Source organism: Paenibacillus sp. Paensp38 (assembly GCF_059491915.1).
Map to the genome: position 1 here is coordinate 3,215,914 of NZ_CP168516.1, position 15,979 is coordinate 3,231,892.

Here is a 15,979-nt window from a genome sequence, read left to right on the forward strand (position 1 = left end):
GCTACCTTCATTATGTTCCACTGTGAAAAGAAAAAAGGCTAGGGCATAACACAGCCCTAACCTTTTCCTTGTCCTTTTATCCGTTTATAACTTCACCGCCATTGATATGAATAACCTGTCCGCTTACATAAGAAGAATCATCTGAAGCAAGGTACACATAGGCTGGCGCCAATTCTTCCGGCTGACCCGGACGCTTCATTGGCTGCGCTCCTCCAAACTCGCTGACCGTCTTGGCATCAAATGTAGACGGGATTAACGGTGTCCAGATCGGCCCTGGTGCTACAGCGTTCACCCGAATGCCTTGATCCGCCAAATTGAGTGAAAGGGAACGTGTAAAGGATGTGATTGCCCCTTTGGTCGATGAATAATCAATGAGTGTCTTGTTCCCAGCATACGCGGTAATCGATGTGGTGTTGACGATCGTGCTCCCTTTCTTCAAATGCGGCAATGCTGCTTGCGTCAAGAAGAACATACCGAAAATATTCGTTCGGAACGTGCGCTCTAACTGTTCTTTGGTGATATCCTCCAGCTTTTGCTGTGGATGCTGCTCCGCTGCATTGTTCACAACGATGTCGAGCTTGCCCAGTTCGTTAACTGTCTGTTGAACCGCTTTTTTGGCAAATTGATCATCTCCGATATCGCCAGGAATCAACACGCATTTGCGTCCCTCCTGTTCCACCTGACGTTTTGTTTCTTCCGCATCCTTATGCTCATTCAAGTAGATGATGGCTACGTCCGCACCTTCTTTGGCATACGTGACAGCTACAGCCCGACCAATTCCACTGTCCCCACCAGTAATAAGTGCAACTTTACCTGTTAGCTTGCCAGCGGCTTTGTAAGTTGGTTTTTCAAATTGGGGTGCAGGCGACATTTTGGACTCAATCCCCGGTTGCTGGTCCTGATGCTGTGGGGGCAAAGTTTGCTGAGGTTGATTACTTTTAGACATTGTACATTCTCCCTTCAAAATCAGATATTTTTTAGGATGCAACATTTGCATCCACTCTACTCCTGAATTACCACACAAAGTTATTCGTTAAACGAAAAAAGAACAATGTAGTGATTTGAGCGCAAAAAAAACGGCCTATGCTTATTCAGCACAGACCGTTTTTCAATTTAGCATTTGTCATCATTCGATTATAGACTCTCACTAAATGCATAATTAAATAATATGGCTGTATACCATTAAAAACGTAATTAAAATCAGGAAGACAGCAAGCAGCGTACTGAACATTCGCATTTTGCCAGCATATTGCGTAATAGGCTGTTGGCTACGAATCGCTTCCAGAGACAGCCGTAACGGCTTACCCATGGCTCCCGCAATACCAGAAATGGCGAGAAACAACAGCAAAACGACAACAATCCATGCTACCGAATAAGAACCCCAGGGAAAAATCATATAGATACCGCTAACAAGCACTAAGATCAGCGCAAATTGAGCCAAACGGTTCAATAGCTGAACAGCCGATATCGTTCCTTCCTGCACGCTAGGAGCCAATTTGTCGATTTTGCCCACCACGAAGGGGAGCAATAAATAAAAACCCATCGACAGTGATCCAATAATGTGAATAAAAAACATTTTACAACCTCCACTTCTTTGTTTTCTTACAAACTTTTTTTCCATAGAACGATCATATTCCAACGAATGTCTACCATCTTTTCAGTGTTTTGGGACATGCTTTTCTATGTCAGGATTTTGCAAAGTCCTCATGTAACTATCAATGCATATGAACTCTATTATACCGGGGAAGTGAGTCAAAGCAAAGGAATAAGGAAGAAAACGAATAGATTCCCTATATTCTGTTTATGAGTAAAAGAGGTGTCCCGCGGCCATGACTATGGCTTAGGGACACCTCTTCAGGTAATAGTCACCGTTTTAGTAGAAAATTGAATCTAAACGGTAACTATTTTAATCACACTGCGGACCGACTCCGCGGATTGATCGAGCGCTGCTTTTTCTTCGGCTGTCAATTCCAACTCGAACACTTTTTCGATGCCATTGCCACCAAGAAGTGTCGGTACGCCAAGGAATAAATCCTGATAGCCGTACTCTCCCTCCAGATAGGCGATGACTGGGATAATCCGTTTTTTGTCTTTTACAATCGCTTCCGTCATCTGTGCAAGCGAAGCTGCCGGAGCATAATATGCGCTACCATTACCCAACAGGTTGACGATCTCTCCGCCACCGCCGCGTGTACGTTGTACGATCGCTTCGATACGTTCCTGCGAAATCAGAGTTTCGATAGGTATACCCCCAACACTGGAATAGCGTACCAGGGGCACCATATCATCACCGTGGCCCCCCATAACGAAGCCGCGCACGTCTTCGACGGAAACGTTAAGCTCTTGTGCAATAAAGGTACAATATCGCGCTGTATCCAGCACACCGGATTGGCCAATAACCCGATTTTTCGGGAAACCCAGCGTTTGGTAGGCAGTATAGGTCATAGCATCTACCGGATTGCTCAGAATAATAACAATAGAATCTGGCGCATACTTCTTCACGTTCTCACAAACGGATTTTACAATTCCTGCGTTCGTATTTACCAAATCATCACGGCTCATACCCGGCTTGCGTGCAATCCCAGCTGTAATAATGACGATATCTGAGTTAGCTGCATCCTCGTAATTGGAAGTGCCCGTGATCTGACTGTCAAATCCCTGTACCGGACCGGCCTCCAAAATATCAAGCGCCTTGCCTTTGGTCGGATTCTCTAGTTGCGGAATATCGATCAGTACGATATCACCTAGCTCCTTTTGAGCCAGCAGCAATGCGGTAGTGGCACCGGTAAAACCGGCGCCAACAATGGATATTTTTTTACGTTGAATGGACAAGTGGTATTCCCCTTCCTTACAGGTTACTAATAATGGTATCTGCGAACTCGGAGCATTTCACTTGTGTAGCACCATCCATCAGACGAGCAAAGTCATAAGTTACAATCTTCTTATTAATGGACGTCTCCAGCCCTTTGTAAATCAGGTCAGCCGCTTCTTTCCAACCCAAGTGTTCAAGCAACATTACGCCCGACAGAATGACGGAACCAGGGTTCACTACATCTTTGTCGGCGTATTTTGGTGCTGTACCATGTGTAGCTTCAAAGATAGCATGCCCTGTTACATAGTTAATGTTCGCACCTGGCGCAATACCAATTCCACCAACTTGGGCAGCAAGAGCATCGGACAGATAGTCCCCGTTCAGGTTGAGCGTAGCAATCACATCAAATTCAGAAGGACGAGTCAGTACTTGCTGAAGTGCGATATCAGCAATCGCATCCTTGATAATGATTTTGCCTGCATCTTCAGCTGCTTTTTGAGCTGCATTAGCCGCATCCTCACCGTCTTTTTCCTTGATTACGTCATATTGGGCCCAAGTAAATACTTTATCTGCAAATTCTTCCTCAGCCACTTCATAACCCCAGTTTTTGAAGGCACCCTCGGTAAATTTCATAATGTTACCTTTGTGTACAAGCGTTACACTCTTGCGTCCGTGGTCAACTGCATACTGAATGGCTGCCCGTACCAGACGCTTTGAACCCTCGGAAGAAACTGGCTTAATGCCAATACCAGAGGTTTCAGGGAAACGGATTTTGTTCACACCCAGCTCTTGCTGAAGGAACTGAATAACCTTTTTCACGTCTTCGGACCCTTCAGCATACTCGATCCCCGCGTAAATATCTTCTGTGTTCTCACGGAAAATAACCATATCTACCAATTCAGGACGTTTCACTGGAGAAGGAACACCGTTAAAATAACGAACAGGACGCAGACATACGTATAAATCCAGTTCCTGACGCAATGCCACATTCAACGAACGGATACCACCGCCAATAGGTGTCGTAAGTGGACCTTTAATGGCTACAATATACTCACGGATGGCTTCCAAAGTATCGTTAGGGAGCCATTCGCCGTATGTATTGAAAGCTTTCTCACCAGCGAATACTTCATACCAGGCAATCTTTTTGCTGCCGTTATATGCTTTTTCTACAGCTGCGTCCAGTACGCGCTTGGAGGCTTTCCAGATATCGCGACCCGTGCCGTCACCTTCGATAAACGGAATTACCGGATGGTTCGGAACCTGTAGTTGACCGTTATCAATCGTAATTTTTTCGCCTTCAGTTGGGAGCTCAAACTTTTCAAATTTCGCCATAAGTTCCTTTTCCTCCTCAGATATAAATGGGTACAGGACGAAAGACATGATCTTTATCACAGACAAAAACGTACATCTTTCGTCGTCCCCTCTATTGTACCTTATTTTTTAAATTCAGGGTATACAACCTCAATCTTCCTTCGACAAGGGATTAGCGCAACTCTGGTGATACGTATTTTTGATCCATTGGACCTGTATATTCGGCGCGAGGACGAATCAGGCGATTATTTTCATACTGCTCTAAAATGTGCGCTGTCCAACCGGATACACGACTCATAGCAAAAATAGGTGTAAACAGGTCTCTCTTGATACCCAGTTGGGTATACACAGAGGCAGAATAAAAATCCACATTGGGCTTCAAGCCTTTTTGTCCTGTTACAATTTCCTCAATTCGAACTGACATATCAAACAACGTTGTGTCGCCGTTCATTTCCCCCAGCTCGCGGGACATTTTGTGCAAGTGCTTGGCACGCGGATCACCGTTTTTATAGACTCGGTGTCCAAAGCCCATAATTTTTTCGCGATTATCCAGTTTCGCCTGGATATAGGAGTCCAACTGATCCAAACCACCAATCTCCTCCAGCGTTTTGGCCACAGCCTCATTGGCCCCGCCATGCAGTGGTCCTTTTAAAGCTCCAATAGCAGACGTGATTCCGGAATAAATATCCGACAATGTGGCTACCGTTACACGCGCAGCAAAGGTAGAGGCATTTAATTCATGATCGGCGTGCAGCACGAGAGCCTGATTGAACGCTTTAATAGCCGTCTCCTCTGGATCCTTGCCAGTCAGCTGATACAAAAAGTTTTCAGCGATAGAAATACCTTTTTTAGGCGCAATCGGCTCCAAGCCCTCGCGTATACGTGCTATAGCTGCCACAATGGTAGGCAATTGCGCCTGAAGCTTGACGGTTTTGGTCACATTAGACTCTCTCGACATATCATCCGCCTCTGGGTCATACAAAGCGAGAGACGATACGGCTGATCTCAAGGCAGCCATCGTGCTCAAATCTTTCGGATATAACTTTAATTGAGTAACAATTTCATCCGGAATAGCAGCGTATTCGCTTAACTGGTTGCGAAGCTCCTGCAATTGCTCTTTATCAGGTAATTTCCCAAACCACAACAAATAAGCTACCTCTTCAAAATCGGCGTTAACAGCCAAATCATCAATGTTATAACCCCGGTACGTGAGAACGCCATCTACGATAGAGCTTATGGAGGAAGTGGTCGCTACGATCCCTTCCAGACCTTTAGTCGCTGTCATCGTTACATCTCTCCTTTGTAAAAACATTGTGAACGGACTTGCAATGTAAACATTTTCAAAAGTAAGATATGCCTTTTAAATAGCCGAGTAATGTTAACGCCATATGTCAATATTTAAACCTTCTTTCACTATACTGGATTTTGTCGTTTATGTGAACATTGAGGGCTATTCCAACACATTCAAATGTTTTATCGCTTCCATAAATAAATTTTTGAAACCCCTTACAAAAAATATTGATTCATTTGCACTTTTTTACACAGGTCTTGTCTCCCCCCTTTCCCGCATATGTATAGTAGAGCATTTATTTTATGAAATACTATTGTAAAAGAAAGGAGTCGTGAGAGCTTGAGCCGGTTAATCCTGAATCGCATATTTCGTGCTCTATGGGTGGCAATCGTGATTGTAGCTCTGTTATTGGGCATATATGTGCTTTTCCCTCTCGTCTATCCTTTCCTATTCGCCTGGCTTGTGGCTTATGCCATGAATCCATTGGTTGGTTTTCTGCGTAACAAAGCCCGTATGCCACGTTGGACGGCTGTCACGGTCTCATTATTTGTATATTTAGGTGGAATTGCAATTATCCTGTCTGCAGCAATCACCCGCATGGTTCGAGAAGTTATAAAGTTAGCCATGACTTTTGACGGGCATATTGAGCGTTTTAAAAGCCTGTTTATCGATTGGACACAAAGCGATTTGATTCAAAATGTAATTATTGAAATTAACCATTTCATCCGGGATAATCCGGATTACCAACACACCATTAACAGTAATATTGATAAAACAACTCAAACCGTCAGTTCGGCTGTCACTACGCTAGTCGCTCAATTTTTTAATGGGGTTTTGAACTTGCTGACCTCTCTGCCTAATATGGGAGCAGTTCTAATGGTTATTGTATTAGCAGCTTTTTTTATTAGTAAGGATTGGGACCGACATAGTCGGATGCTCGCAAACACGGTTCCTGATACGATTCGCAAGCCATTGTCGGATATATGGCACGATCTACGTAAAGCACTGTACGGCTATTTGCGTGCACAGTTTATTATCATCTCCATTACGGCATTAACGGTCATTGTTGGGCTGTTCATATTGCGTGTGGAATCCGCCTTTACCATCGGTTTAATGATCGGGCTGGTGGACTTGCTACCTTATTTGGGGGTTGGCATTGTGATGATTCCGTGGATACTGTATGCGTATATGTCTGGTAATTTGGCGCTAGGGGTAGGATTGTCGATCCTTTATATCATCCTGTTGATTGGACGACAGATCGTGGAGCCTAAGGTGCTGGCCAGCAGCGTGGGCTTAAACCCGCTTCCCACCCTTATCGGTATGTTCATCGGGCTCAAGCTATTTGGCGTTTTAGGACTCATTATCGGACCTGTATCACTCATTGTCGTTGATGCACTGAATCGTGCGAATGTCATTCAGGACTTGCGCAATTATATTCTCGCAGGAAGAGTCCGCTAGATCATGGATAGGAAAAACGGCAGCTCACGTCAAAACCGCCGAAACGTAATACTGCCGTTTTTCATTTTTTTCTCCAGCCACTTTAATAAAAAACGTCGGTACAACGCTCGTGTTAAAGGGAACACCAACGTAAAACCAATAATATCTGTTAAAAATCCGGGGATAAGCAGCAAACTCCCACCAAAAAAGACACATAATCCATCCAGCATTTTACGGCCGGGCATTTGTCCCCGATTCATTTCATTTTTCGCATCGGCAATCACCTTACGACCTTCAAATTGCATCATGGCAGCCCCGATTAGCGTCGTCAGAATGATGAGTAAAATCGTTTTGCCTGCTCCAATCCAGTGACTTACCCATATAAACCCGTATAGCTCCGCCAAAGGAATGAGCAGCAGCAACAGCCACAGACGTTTACGCATCATCATGACTTCTGTCCCTCCCCGCCTGTAAAAGCAAACCTTAATGCAGTGTACAGCTCAGGTAGCGCCTGGTCCAGTCGAACGGGCTTCCATTCGGTGTTCACCCATACGTGACGTGTCATCCCAGTGACGAGCAGCTCTCCCGGCAGCGTGTCTGCCTGGGTCCATACCTTTCCCAGATACCTTTGATGCTCATCATCCGTTACCCGCCGAACCTCATAGATATAGTTTAGACGCAGTCTGGAGAAGTCGGTAATTGCGGTATAAACGGTAATTAAATCATCATATCGAGCAGGACTCGCATATTTCGCATTGATTTCAATAACTGGCAGTAAAACTCCACGTTCCTCCATGCTCCGATAGTTAAAACCCGTCTGTCGGATCATTTCGGTACGCCCGATCTCAAACCAGTTCAAATAATTTGCATGATATACGACCCCCATCTGGTCGCTTTCCTGATAACGGACACGTAGCGGTGCGCCATACCAGCGTAATTCCGTTTGTTTCTCCTCTTGAGTCATACAAGCTCTCCTATCTTTGTGCATCTTTATCTCTATTTTGCCCTCTCTCCATTAAACCATATTTACAGCCCGGGAACAAAAAGAGGGCAGACCGACCGGTCCTCCCTCGCAAATCATATATAATAATGCCTTTATTATTGTGGCAACGGCTTGGACAGTTTATAATATCCGCTATCCGAAGCCAGCTTAAGCAAGCTCTTAGCTTGGCTTCCCGCCCAGGCGTAACCGAGTCGTCTTTCCTCACTAATTTTCATGATGTCGGTATACTTTTTGCCATCCCGGTCTGAAAAGAAGTATTTATTGTCTTCCACATTATAGAACCGATACCACATTACACTCGATGCGTCCTTTTGGAAAAACTCCGGACCTTGACGATTGTATTTCATACCGTCGATTCGGTTCGCGTCAAACCATTTCAAAGCACTTTGAGCCGCTTTTTTCACTTCAGCGGTTTGCGGCTGGGACATGAGAAAAGCAGTAATGCCTACTGATTCCGTAGTTGTTTTGGAAGGTAACTCAAATGCCCGGGCTTCAACAGATGCATAAGTAGCCGGATCGTGCTGTGCACCCCAGATTGTTGGTGTACCATTATTTACAATTTGAGATTTAATTGTGTACTGGATACCTTTGTTTAGCGCTTGCTGAAGTCTGGAGCGGTAAGAGTTATCCAGAATATCGCTATCAAACGGCTGCTTCTTGTTCACGATATCGTCAGCCAAAACCATAACTCTGACCATTGCATCATCATTATAAGTTACAGCATCGGAATAATTACCACGTTTAGGGTATACTTGAGGCCAGCCACCGGAGGAATATTGAGAAGTTAGTACGAAGTCAACTGCTTTTTGTACACTGATCTTAATGTCTTTATTTTTGTTTTTTTTGTATACATCCGCCAAAAAGCGAATCTCGGTTGTCGTCGCCTCGTTATCGAACGTTCCGAGTTCAACACCATCCTTGCTCTTCCATGTGGAGCGTGCAGCTTTGCCATCCCATTTGGATTTATAATTCTTTTCCATAGCTTTGAAGAATCCGCCATGTGGCAATTGCCAGGATACAATATTTAAGGCAAGTGTAGTATCCTTGGATGTATTCCCCGTAGAAAACTTACTGAAATCGCGCATCCTGTTTAGGATGCTGTCTGTATTGACAACAGCGGTTGGCTTCGCCACAGCCGACAGCCCAAATAATTGCTCACGATCCAACACACCTGAATTTACATCGTCACCATAAACGTCCCGTCCCACAGCTGAATCTGTGGTAAGCTCATAAGAAGCAGTAGCCGATTCACGTACTGAATCATATGTAGCCGGCACAATCTCCTGTGCCGCAGCCCATGAGGGACTTAGGAGCCCTGACGTTACTGTAATCACCAAACTTGAAAGCGCTATCATCTTTACAGTTGGACACATCTTCTTCTTCATTTGAACCTCTCCCTTATTTTAAGTTGGGTCATTGCGTTCAGTTTAACCTATACATTCTTGCTGAGGATTCTTTTGGATAGTGAGAGGGACTGAACCACTATTTATGCATGATAAATAGTTAGTTGTATTATATGAAAATATATCCAAACGATCAATATATTTTAATTTACTAATAGATTAAAAAAGTTAAAAAACTTTGAAAACAATAAAAATCCTCTTACTAATGCCGGATTAGTAAGAGGATTTTACGTAAAGCTAATATAAAGTAGGTCGATGAGCAACATCGCTTAACCAAATCGACCCATGATGTACTCCTGAGTCAGCTCATTTTCAGGATTCGTGAAAATATCGTTCGTTTTCCCATGTTCAACCAGACTTCCGATATAAAAATAAGCAGTATAATCGGAAATTCGTGCAGCCTGCTGCATATTGTGCGTCACAATAACGATGCGCAATTCTTTTTTCAATTCGGTAATAAGCTCTTCTACCTTGCCTGTAGACACAGGGTCCAGCGCTGAAGCTGGCTCGTCAAGTAACAGAATTTTCGGTTGAACGGATAGAGCACGTGCAATGCAAAGCCGCTGCTGTTGCCCGCCAGACAGCGCTAGAGCGGAGTCGTGAAGGCGATCCTTGACCTCATCCCATAATGCTGCTTTACGCAGGCTGCTTTCGACGATTTCATCAAGCTGTTTCTTCTTGCGCACCCCACGGTATTTGGGACCGAAGGCGATATTATTGTAAATGGATTTGTAAAAAGGGTTGGGACGCTGCCACACCATGCCAATTTGCTGACGCAGCTTGATCACGTCCGTTTCCGGTGCCGTCAAATCCTGTCCATCCATCCAGATGTGTCCCGTTGTAGAGGAAGATGCAATCTCATCATTCATCCGATTAAGGGAGCGCAAAAAGGTCGATTTACCGCAGCCGGAAGGCCCGATCAGGGCAGTCACTGTCTGCTCGGGAAAGGCTAGATTCACTTTTTTCACAGCCTCAAAGCTACCATAATAAATACTCAAATCCTCAGTACTGAACGGATGCGGCGGTTGTCCCACAAGCTGTTCCGAACGCGTAGACTGAACGGATGTTGCTGGTGCGGCGGTTTTTGCCGTTCGCGTAATCACATGTTCCATTGTTCTCCATCCCCTTTCTAATCCATACGTTTGGCAGCTGTCAGACGGCGGTATACAACTCTTCCGAACCATCTTGCACTCAAGTTGAATGCAAGCACAAGCAGCACCAGTACGGCAGAAGCGCCTGCAGCAATATCTTTGGAGTCAGGAGCAATCCCCTCACTATTGACCTTCCAAATATGAACAGCCAATGTCTCAGCAGGTCGCATCGGGTTAATAGGCGATCTAGCATGCAATGGATTCCAATCAGTAAAATCAAGCGGCGGCGTACTCATCCCTGCTGTAAACAGCAATGCTGCGGCTTCCCCGAAAATACGGCCTGCGGCCAAAATGGTACCCGTAATCAAGCTTGGCAGCGCAGCTGGCAACAAAATGGAGGTAATGATTTTCCACTTGGACAATCCAAGCGCAAGTCCAGCTTCCTTTTGCTCCTTCGGCACAGCTCGGAAAGCCTGCTCCGTTGTGCGAACCATCAGCGGCAGGTTAAATACGGCCAAAGCCAAGGCTCCTGATAAGAGGGAAAAGCCAAAATCAAACGTATTTACGATAAGTAGTAGTCCAAACAATCCGATGACGATCGACGGGAAGGAGGACAATACTTCGACGACAAGTCGTATAAAGTCCGTAATTTTCCCCGGCTTTGCATATTGCGCCATGTAAATACCTGCGCCCCAGCCAATCGGAATGGTGATAATCAAAGTTAAGATTAACAAAAATACGGAATTAAACAGTTGTGGGCCAATACCACCGCCTGCACGTAATGTTTGGGGAGCACTGGTTAAAAAGTCAAAAGAAATATGACTGACTCCGCGGGCCAAAATGAAGCCCAGTAATCCCACCAAAAGTGCAACAATGAACAAAGCGAAGAAACAGATTACAAATGTAGCGATCTTGTCGGTCGTTTTAGCTTTCATCAAACCCGGTTTCTCCTTTCAAGCAGCCTTACCAGCAGCACGAAAATGAATGTCATGAGCAGAAGAACAAGCGCCATGCTCCAGAGAGCATTGTTATGAACGGAGCCCATCGCTGTATTCCCCATGCTAAGTGTAATGACGCTGGTCAAGGTCGAAGCGGATTCCAGCAAGGAATGCGGTATGTGCGGAGCATTCCCGATTACCATCTGTACAGCCAACGCTTCTCCGAAGGCACGAGCCATACCGAGAATAATTCCTGTTAAAAGAGCAGGCAACAACGTCGGAATAATAACACGAGCAATTGTCTGCCAGCGGGTAGCACCCAAAGCATAAGAGGATTCACGTAGCCCCCCCGGCAAGGAAGACAACGCATCCGCCATAATACTCGTAATCGTCGGCAAAATCATGACTGACAACACTAGGCAGCCTGCCAGAATGCCGATGCCTTGTCCTCCAAACACGTTCCGTAGCAGCGGGACGATTACGGTCAAGCCGACAAAGCCATATACAACAGACGGAATACCGGATAATAATTCAATCGCGGGTTGAAGTATACGCTTACCCGATTTCGGCACAATTTCCGTCATAAATAAAGCCGCACATAAGCTGAGCGGACTGGCAATTAAAGCCGCCAGTATGGTTACTGCAAAAGAACCCGTAATAAACGGAAGTGCGCCGAAGGACTTAGGCTCGCCATCCGGACTCCATTTGGTTCCAAAGAAAAACTCTCGCAGACTGACTCCATTCACCGCAAATGTAGCTACACCTTTGGAGGCAACAAAATATACGATGGAGACAATAACCGCAACTAAAAAAACGACACAAACCGACGTATATATGCGGCCGGTCCATTCTTCCCAGTAATGTCTTTCTTTCATAACTCGGGATCGTTTATTCTGTTCCATGTATGCCTTCCCTTCAATTGGTCCCATACTGTAACTCCTTTAACCGAAGAATAGAGGCCGGACGCTAGTCCGCCTCTTCTTCGTGAATATACTCGCGTTAGCTGCGTTCATCGAACAGGAGGTGTGACTCTCCTTATTTCGTGATATTACCGTCAGCATCACGTTTCACTTGCATACCTGATACTGGAATGTATCCCAAGTCTACGACATCCGTTTTTTGGATTTCATCTGACAGAATGTAGTCCAGGAATGCTTTCACATGCTCTTTTGGCTCACCTTTAGTGTACATATGCTCGTAAGCCCATACTGGATATTTACCTTGTTCTACATTTTCAACGTTAGCTTCAACGCCATCGTATTTCAAAGCAGTTACTGTGTTGTCGATGTAGGACAGAGCCAGATAACCAATCGCACCCGGTGTTTCAGCAATCAGCTTTTTCACAGTACCGGAGGAATCTTCTTGAATGGAGCCCGGCAGATCTTCTGTTTTTTGTCCCAATGCGTATTTTTCAAATGTTGCACGAGTACCGGAGCTGCTTGGACGGTTTACAATAACGATTTTTTGATCCGCACCGCCAACTTCTTTCCAGTTTGTGATTTTACCTGTGAAGATTTGTACCAATTGATCTTTTTTCAGGTCTGTAACGCCTACTTTAGGATTCGCTACCGCTGACATGGCTACAACAGCTACTTGGTGATCGACCAGCTCATCTGCACCGCTCTCCAGTTTTTCTTTTGCAAACACGTCGGAGTTACCGATGTCCGCTTGTCCGCCGGAAACCTGAGTCAAGCCAGTACCGCTACCGCCGCCCTGTACTTGAACTGCAATGCCTTTATATTTATCGACAGCCATAAATTTTTGTCCCGCTTGCTCTACCAATGGTTGAAGTGCAGTGGAGCCCACAGCCAGAATGTTTCCTGTCAGTTCAGCAGCTGCTTTATTGTCTGTTCCTGTAGCAGCTTCTCCTTGTGGTGCAGCATTGTTACCTGATCCACAAGCTGCAAGTGCAAATACCATGGTGAGAGTCATCAGAATGAACGGCCATTTTTTCAACATTTTTTATTGTCCTCCCCTTAGTTAAGTGACGGTTTTTTATTTATGACCATCAACACTTTTACATTGTAGGCCTGGAATGTTAGACGAACGACGTGGTTTTGTAAAACAAATATAAAATATTGATAGATAAATTATTTTTCGGTATATAATTAATCTATAGTTTGAAATTCATATATGAATGACATATAAGGAGAGCTGTTGGATTCCATGAATATTCTAAAATTGCGTATCTTGATGCTGATCGACAAATTCCATAAGGCGACGGATGTGGCCGAAGCTTTGCAAGTCAAACAACCTACCGTCAGCTTTCATATGAAAAGCTTGGAAAAGGAAATGGGTGTTTCCCTATTCTCTCTTCAACAAGGCAGGATTATGCTAACGGAAGCTGGAAAAAAATTATTACCTTACGCAAAGCAAATCATCTCTCTGGAGCAAGAAGCTAGACAAGCTGTAGATGAACTGACAGAAGAGTCACAGGGTCAATTACATCTAGGTGCTGAGTCGATATCAGGTACCTATCTCCTCCCCACTTTGATGGCTAAGTTTGCTGAGCGGTATCCAGATTGTCGTATTCAGTTGGAGATTCAATCCCCGGATGCAATTAGGCAGCTACTGAAACAGGGGGAAATTGATTTTGCTTTTCTCGACGATAGAGGATCTCTTCCAGAGTATACAGTGGCAGAGCCAGTGGCTTCAGATCAAGTAGGAGTTATCCGTTCTGCACGTGCACCTGAAGTCAAATTAGAGGAGTTCGATGGAACCGATATGCTGGACAAGCACACATGGGTAAAATATAGCGGTTCATCCGTTGTAGATCTGTACTCCTCGCTAGTTAAGCCCCATCTGGAAATCAACTCTTGGGAAGCGGTAAAGCAAGTCGTAAGCGGCGGAGAGGCGCTTGCCTTCTTTCCTGCAAGCGGAGTCGATAATCATGAAAATGCTATTCCCTCGGTGGAGTGGCTTCCTTATCCCGAGGCTGATAACAAAAGGAGCCATTATCAAATAAACATCGTGTATCAACAAGATACACACATGAACTTAATGCAACAGGCATTCCTTAACTTCATACGACAAGAAGGACTAGAAATAAAAAGCTAGAGAACATAAAAAAGAGCATCCAAGTCTTATTGACTTGAATGCTCTTTTGCTTGTTGTAACGATACATACAGCCTCGGTATTATTTCACGGAGGCTTTAATTACGCTTGTGCTGGAACGCAACTAATTTTGATCAGGTTCGTAGAACCGGAATCACCAAGAGGTACGCCCGCAGTAATCACAACCAAATCGCCCTCTTTAACGAGGCCAGATTTGCGACCACCTTCCAGCGCGTTGTCAAACAGACTGTCTGTTGTGTCAACGATTGGTCTGCCTTGTACTGCATGTACGCCCCAGATCAGAGCCAAACGGCGAACTGTTCTTTCCTGTGTTGTCACAGCAACAATCGGAGCTTCTGGACGGTATTTAGAAATCATACGCGCTGTTGTTCCGCTTTGTGTGGACGTCAGAATCGCTTTAGCATGCAGGTCAAGTGCAGAAATAGAAACGGATTGGCTGATTGCTTCTGTGATACTAATTTCTTGAGCCGTTCTTTGTTTTTTGAACAAATCACGGTAGTTCAGAGAGGACTCAGCTTTTTCTGCAATACGTGACATCGTCAATACGGATTCTACGGGATATTTACCCGCAGCTGTTTCGCCGGACAGCATAATTGCGTCTGTTCCGTCAAAAATAGCATTCGCCACGTCACTTGCTTCCGCACGAGTCGGACGCGGGTTACGTTGCATGGAATCCAGCATTTGTGTTGCCGTAATAACAGGCTTGCCAGCTACATTACATTTGTTAATCATCAATTTTTGCGCCAGAGGCACTTCTTCAGCAGGAATTTCCACACCAAGGTCACCACGGGCAACCATCAGGCCATCCGAAGCTTCCAAAATTTCGTCCAGGTTGTCCACACCTTGCTGATTTTCGATTTTGGAAATGATTTGAATATGACTTGCATTGTGTTTCGCCAGCAATTCACGAATTTCCAGTACATCACTTGCTTTACGAACAAAAGAAGCCGCGATGAAATCAATGTCCTGCTCAATACCGAAAATGATATCATTAGCATCTTTCTCCGTAATACCAGGCAAAGAAATTGCAACGCCTGGAACGTTAACGCCCTTCTTGCTTTTGATCGTTCCGCCATTGACAATGCGGCATTTGATTTCAGTGCCTGATACTTCAATAACGGTGAGTCCGATCAGACCATCGTCGATCAGAATGGTGGAGCCGGGCTCCACGTCCGAGGGAAGATCTTTGTACGTAATAGAAATACGATCTTGCGTACCGAGAATTTCTTCCGTTGTCAGCGTAATGAACTCGTCCTGAACAAGCTCAATAGGTTCAACTTCGAGCTTTCCTGTCCGGATTTCCGGCCCCTTCGTATCGAGCAAAATAGCAACATTTTTGTTAAGCTCCTTACAAGCTTGACGGATGTTTTTAATCCGGTTGCCATGCTCCTCGAAATCACCGTGAGAGAAATTCAGGCGGGCTACGTTCATACCAGCCAAAATCAGTTTCTTCACATTTTCCAATGACTCACTGGAAGGACCGATGGTACATACAATCTTAGTTTTGCGCATTTGGGTTTTTCCTCCGTTTTCAAAGGTGCTACTCTTTATATCTTTTTCCAACAATTAAATCTACTACACTTTTTCCTATTTGTATAGGAAGTTCGTCATATTTATT

The 15,979-nt window shown here is 44.8% G+C and carries 15 protein-coding genes; 2 read left to right on the forward strand and 13 right to left on the reverse strand.

The window, feature by feature from the left end:
* Positions 1–76 precede the first annotated feature (76 nt).
* The 5 genes from ACEN8J_RS14000 to citZ all read right to left on the reverse strand — a co-directional run bounded on the left by ACEN8J_RS14000 (position 77) and on the right by citZ (position 5,408).
* Positions 77–946: an SDR family oxidoreductase gene (locus ACEN8J_RS14000; RefSeq protein WP_029516625.1), complete on the reverse strand. Its 870-nt coding sequence runs from the start codon at positions 944–946 to the stop codon at positions 77–79.
* A 213-nt stretch (positions 947–1,159) separates the two neighbouring features.
* Positions 1,160–1,576, reverse strand: coding sequence for a hypothetical protein (locus ACEN8J_RS14005; RefSeq protein WP_495593591.1), 417 nt, complete (start codon positions 1,574–1,576; stop codon positions 1,160–1,162).
* 314 nt (positions 1,577–1,890) lie between these two features.
* Positions 1,891–2,832, reverse strand: coding sequence for a malate dehydrogenase (gene mdh / locus ACEN8J_RS14010; RefSeq protein WP_028542892.1), 942 nt, complete (start codon positions 2,830–2,832; stop codon positions 1,891–1,893).
* Between the two features lie 16 nt (positions 2,833–2,848).
* Positions 2,849–4,144: an NADP-dependent isocitrate dehydrogenase gene (icd, locus tag ACEN8J_RS14015; RefSeq protein WP_029516624.1), complete on the reverse strand. Its 1,296-nt coding sequence runs from the start codon at positions 4,142–4,144 to the stop codon at positions 2,849–2,851.
* A gap of 151 nt (positions 4,145–4,295) precedes the next feature.
* Positions 4,296–5,408, reverse strand: a complete 1,113-nt coding sequence (gene citZ, locus ACEN8J_RS14020) for a citrate synthase (RefSeq protein ID WP_029516623.1) — start codon at positions 5,406–5,408, stop codon at positions 4,296–4,298.
* Positions 5,409–5,753: 345 nt separating this feature from the next.
* Here citZ and ytvI point away from each other — a divergent pair, with 345 nt between their 5' ends.
* Positions 5,754–6,872 carry a sporulation integral membrane protein YtvI gene (gene ytvI / locus ACEN8J_RS14025; RefSeq protein ID WP_069011200.1) on the forward strand — a complete coding sequence of 373 codons (1,119 nt, stop codon included), beginning with the start codon at positions 5,754–5,756 and terminating at the stop codon, positions 6,870–6,872.
* Between the two features lie 29 nt (positions 6,873–6,901).
* Here ytvI and ACEN8J_RS14030 read toward each other — a convergent pair whose 3' ends face one another.
* The 7 genes from ACEN8J_RS14030 to ACEN8J_RS14060 form a co-directional block, all read right to left on the reverse strand.
* Entirely contained in the window at positions 6,902–7,300 is a 399-nt protein-coding gene (locus tag ACEN8J_RS14030; protein WP_013309596.1) for an FxsA family protein, read from the reverse strand.
* Positions 7,297–7,815: an acyl-CoA thioesterase gene (locus ACEN8J_RS14035; protein ID WP_029516620.1), complete on the reverse strand. Its 519-nt coding sequence runs from the start codon at positions 7,813–7,815 to the stop codon at positions 7,297–7,299. The genes ACEN8J_RS14030 and ACEN8J_RS14035 overlap by 4 nt, the downstream gene beginning before the upstream one ends.
* 134 nt (positions 7,816–7,949) lie before the next feature.
* Positions 7,950–9,239: a pectate lyase gene (pelA, locus tag ACEN8J_RS14040; RefSeq protein WP_495593592.1), complete on the reverse strand. Its 1,290-nt coding sequence runs from the start codon at positions 9,237–9,239 to the stop codon at positions 7,950–7,952.
* A 287-nt stretch (positions 9,240–9,526) separates the two neighbouring features.
* Complete coding sequence (pstB, locus tag ACEN8J_RS14045) at positions 9,527–10,369, reverse strand: phosphate ABC transporter ATP-binding protein PstB (protein ID WP_039269891.1); 843 nt, start codon at positions 10,367–10,369, stop codon at positions 9,527–9,529.
* Between the two features lie 17 nt (positions 10,370–10,386).
* Complete coding sequence (gene pstA / locus ACEN8J_RS14050) at positions 10,387–11,283, reverse strand: phosphate ABC transporter permease PstA (protein ID WP_023987910.1); 897 nt, start codon at positions 11,281–11,283, stop codon at positions 10,387–10,389.
* Positions 11,283–12,215: a phosphate ABC transporter permease subunit PstC gene (pstC, locus tag ACEN8J_RS14055; protein ID WP_029516617.1), complete on the reverse strand. Its 933-nt coding sequence runs from the start codon at positions 12,213–12,215 to the stop codon at positions 11,283–11,285. The genes pstA and pstC overlap by 1 nt, the downstream gene beginning before the upstream one ends.
* A 106-nt stretch (positions 12,216–12,321) precedes the next feature.
* Positions 12,322–13,245 carry a phosphate ABC transporter substrate-binding protein gene (locus ACEN8J_RS14060; protein WP_029516616.1) on the reverse strand — a complete coding sequence of 308 codons (924 nt, stop codon included), beginning with the start codon at positions 13,243–13,245 and terminating at the stop codon, positions 12,322–12,324.
* A gap of 207 nt (positions 13,246–13,452) precedes the next feature.
* Here ACEN8J_RS14060 and ACEN8J_RS14065 point away from each other — a divergent pair, with 207 nt between their 5' ends.
* Positions 13,453–14,343: a LysR family transcriptional regulator gene (locus tag ACEN8J_RS14065; RefSeq protein WP_340955006.1), complete on the forward strand. Its 891-nt coding sequence runs from the start codon at positions 13,453–13,455 to the stop codon at positions 14,341–14,343.
* Positions 14,344–14,442: 99 nt separating this feature from the next.
* Here ACEN8J_RS14065 and pyk read toward each other — a convergent pair whose 3' ends face one another.
* Positions 14,443–15,873: a pyruvate kinase gene (gene pyk, locus ACEN8J_RS14070; protein WP_029516614.1), complete on the reverse strand. Its 1,431-nt coding sequence runs from the start codon at positions 15,871–15,873 to the stop codon at positions 14,443–14,445.
* Positions 15,874–15,979: the final 106 nt, after the last annotated feature.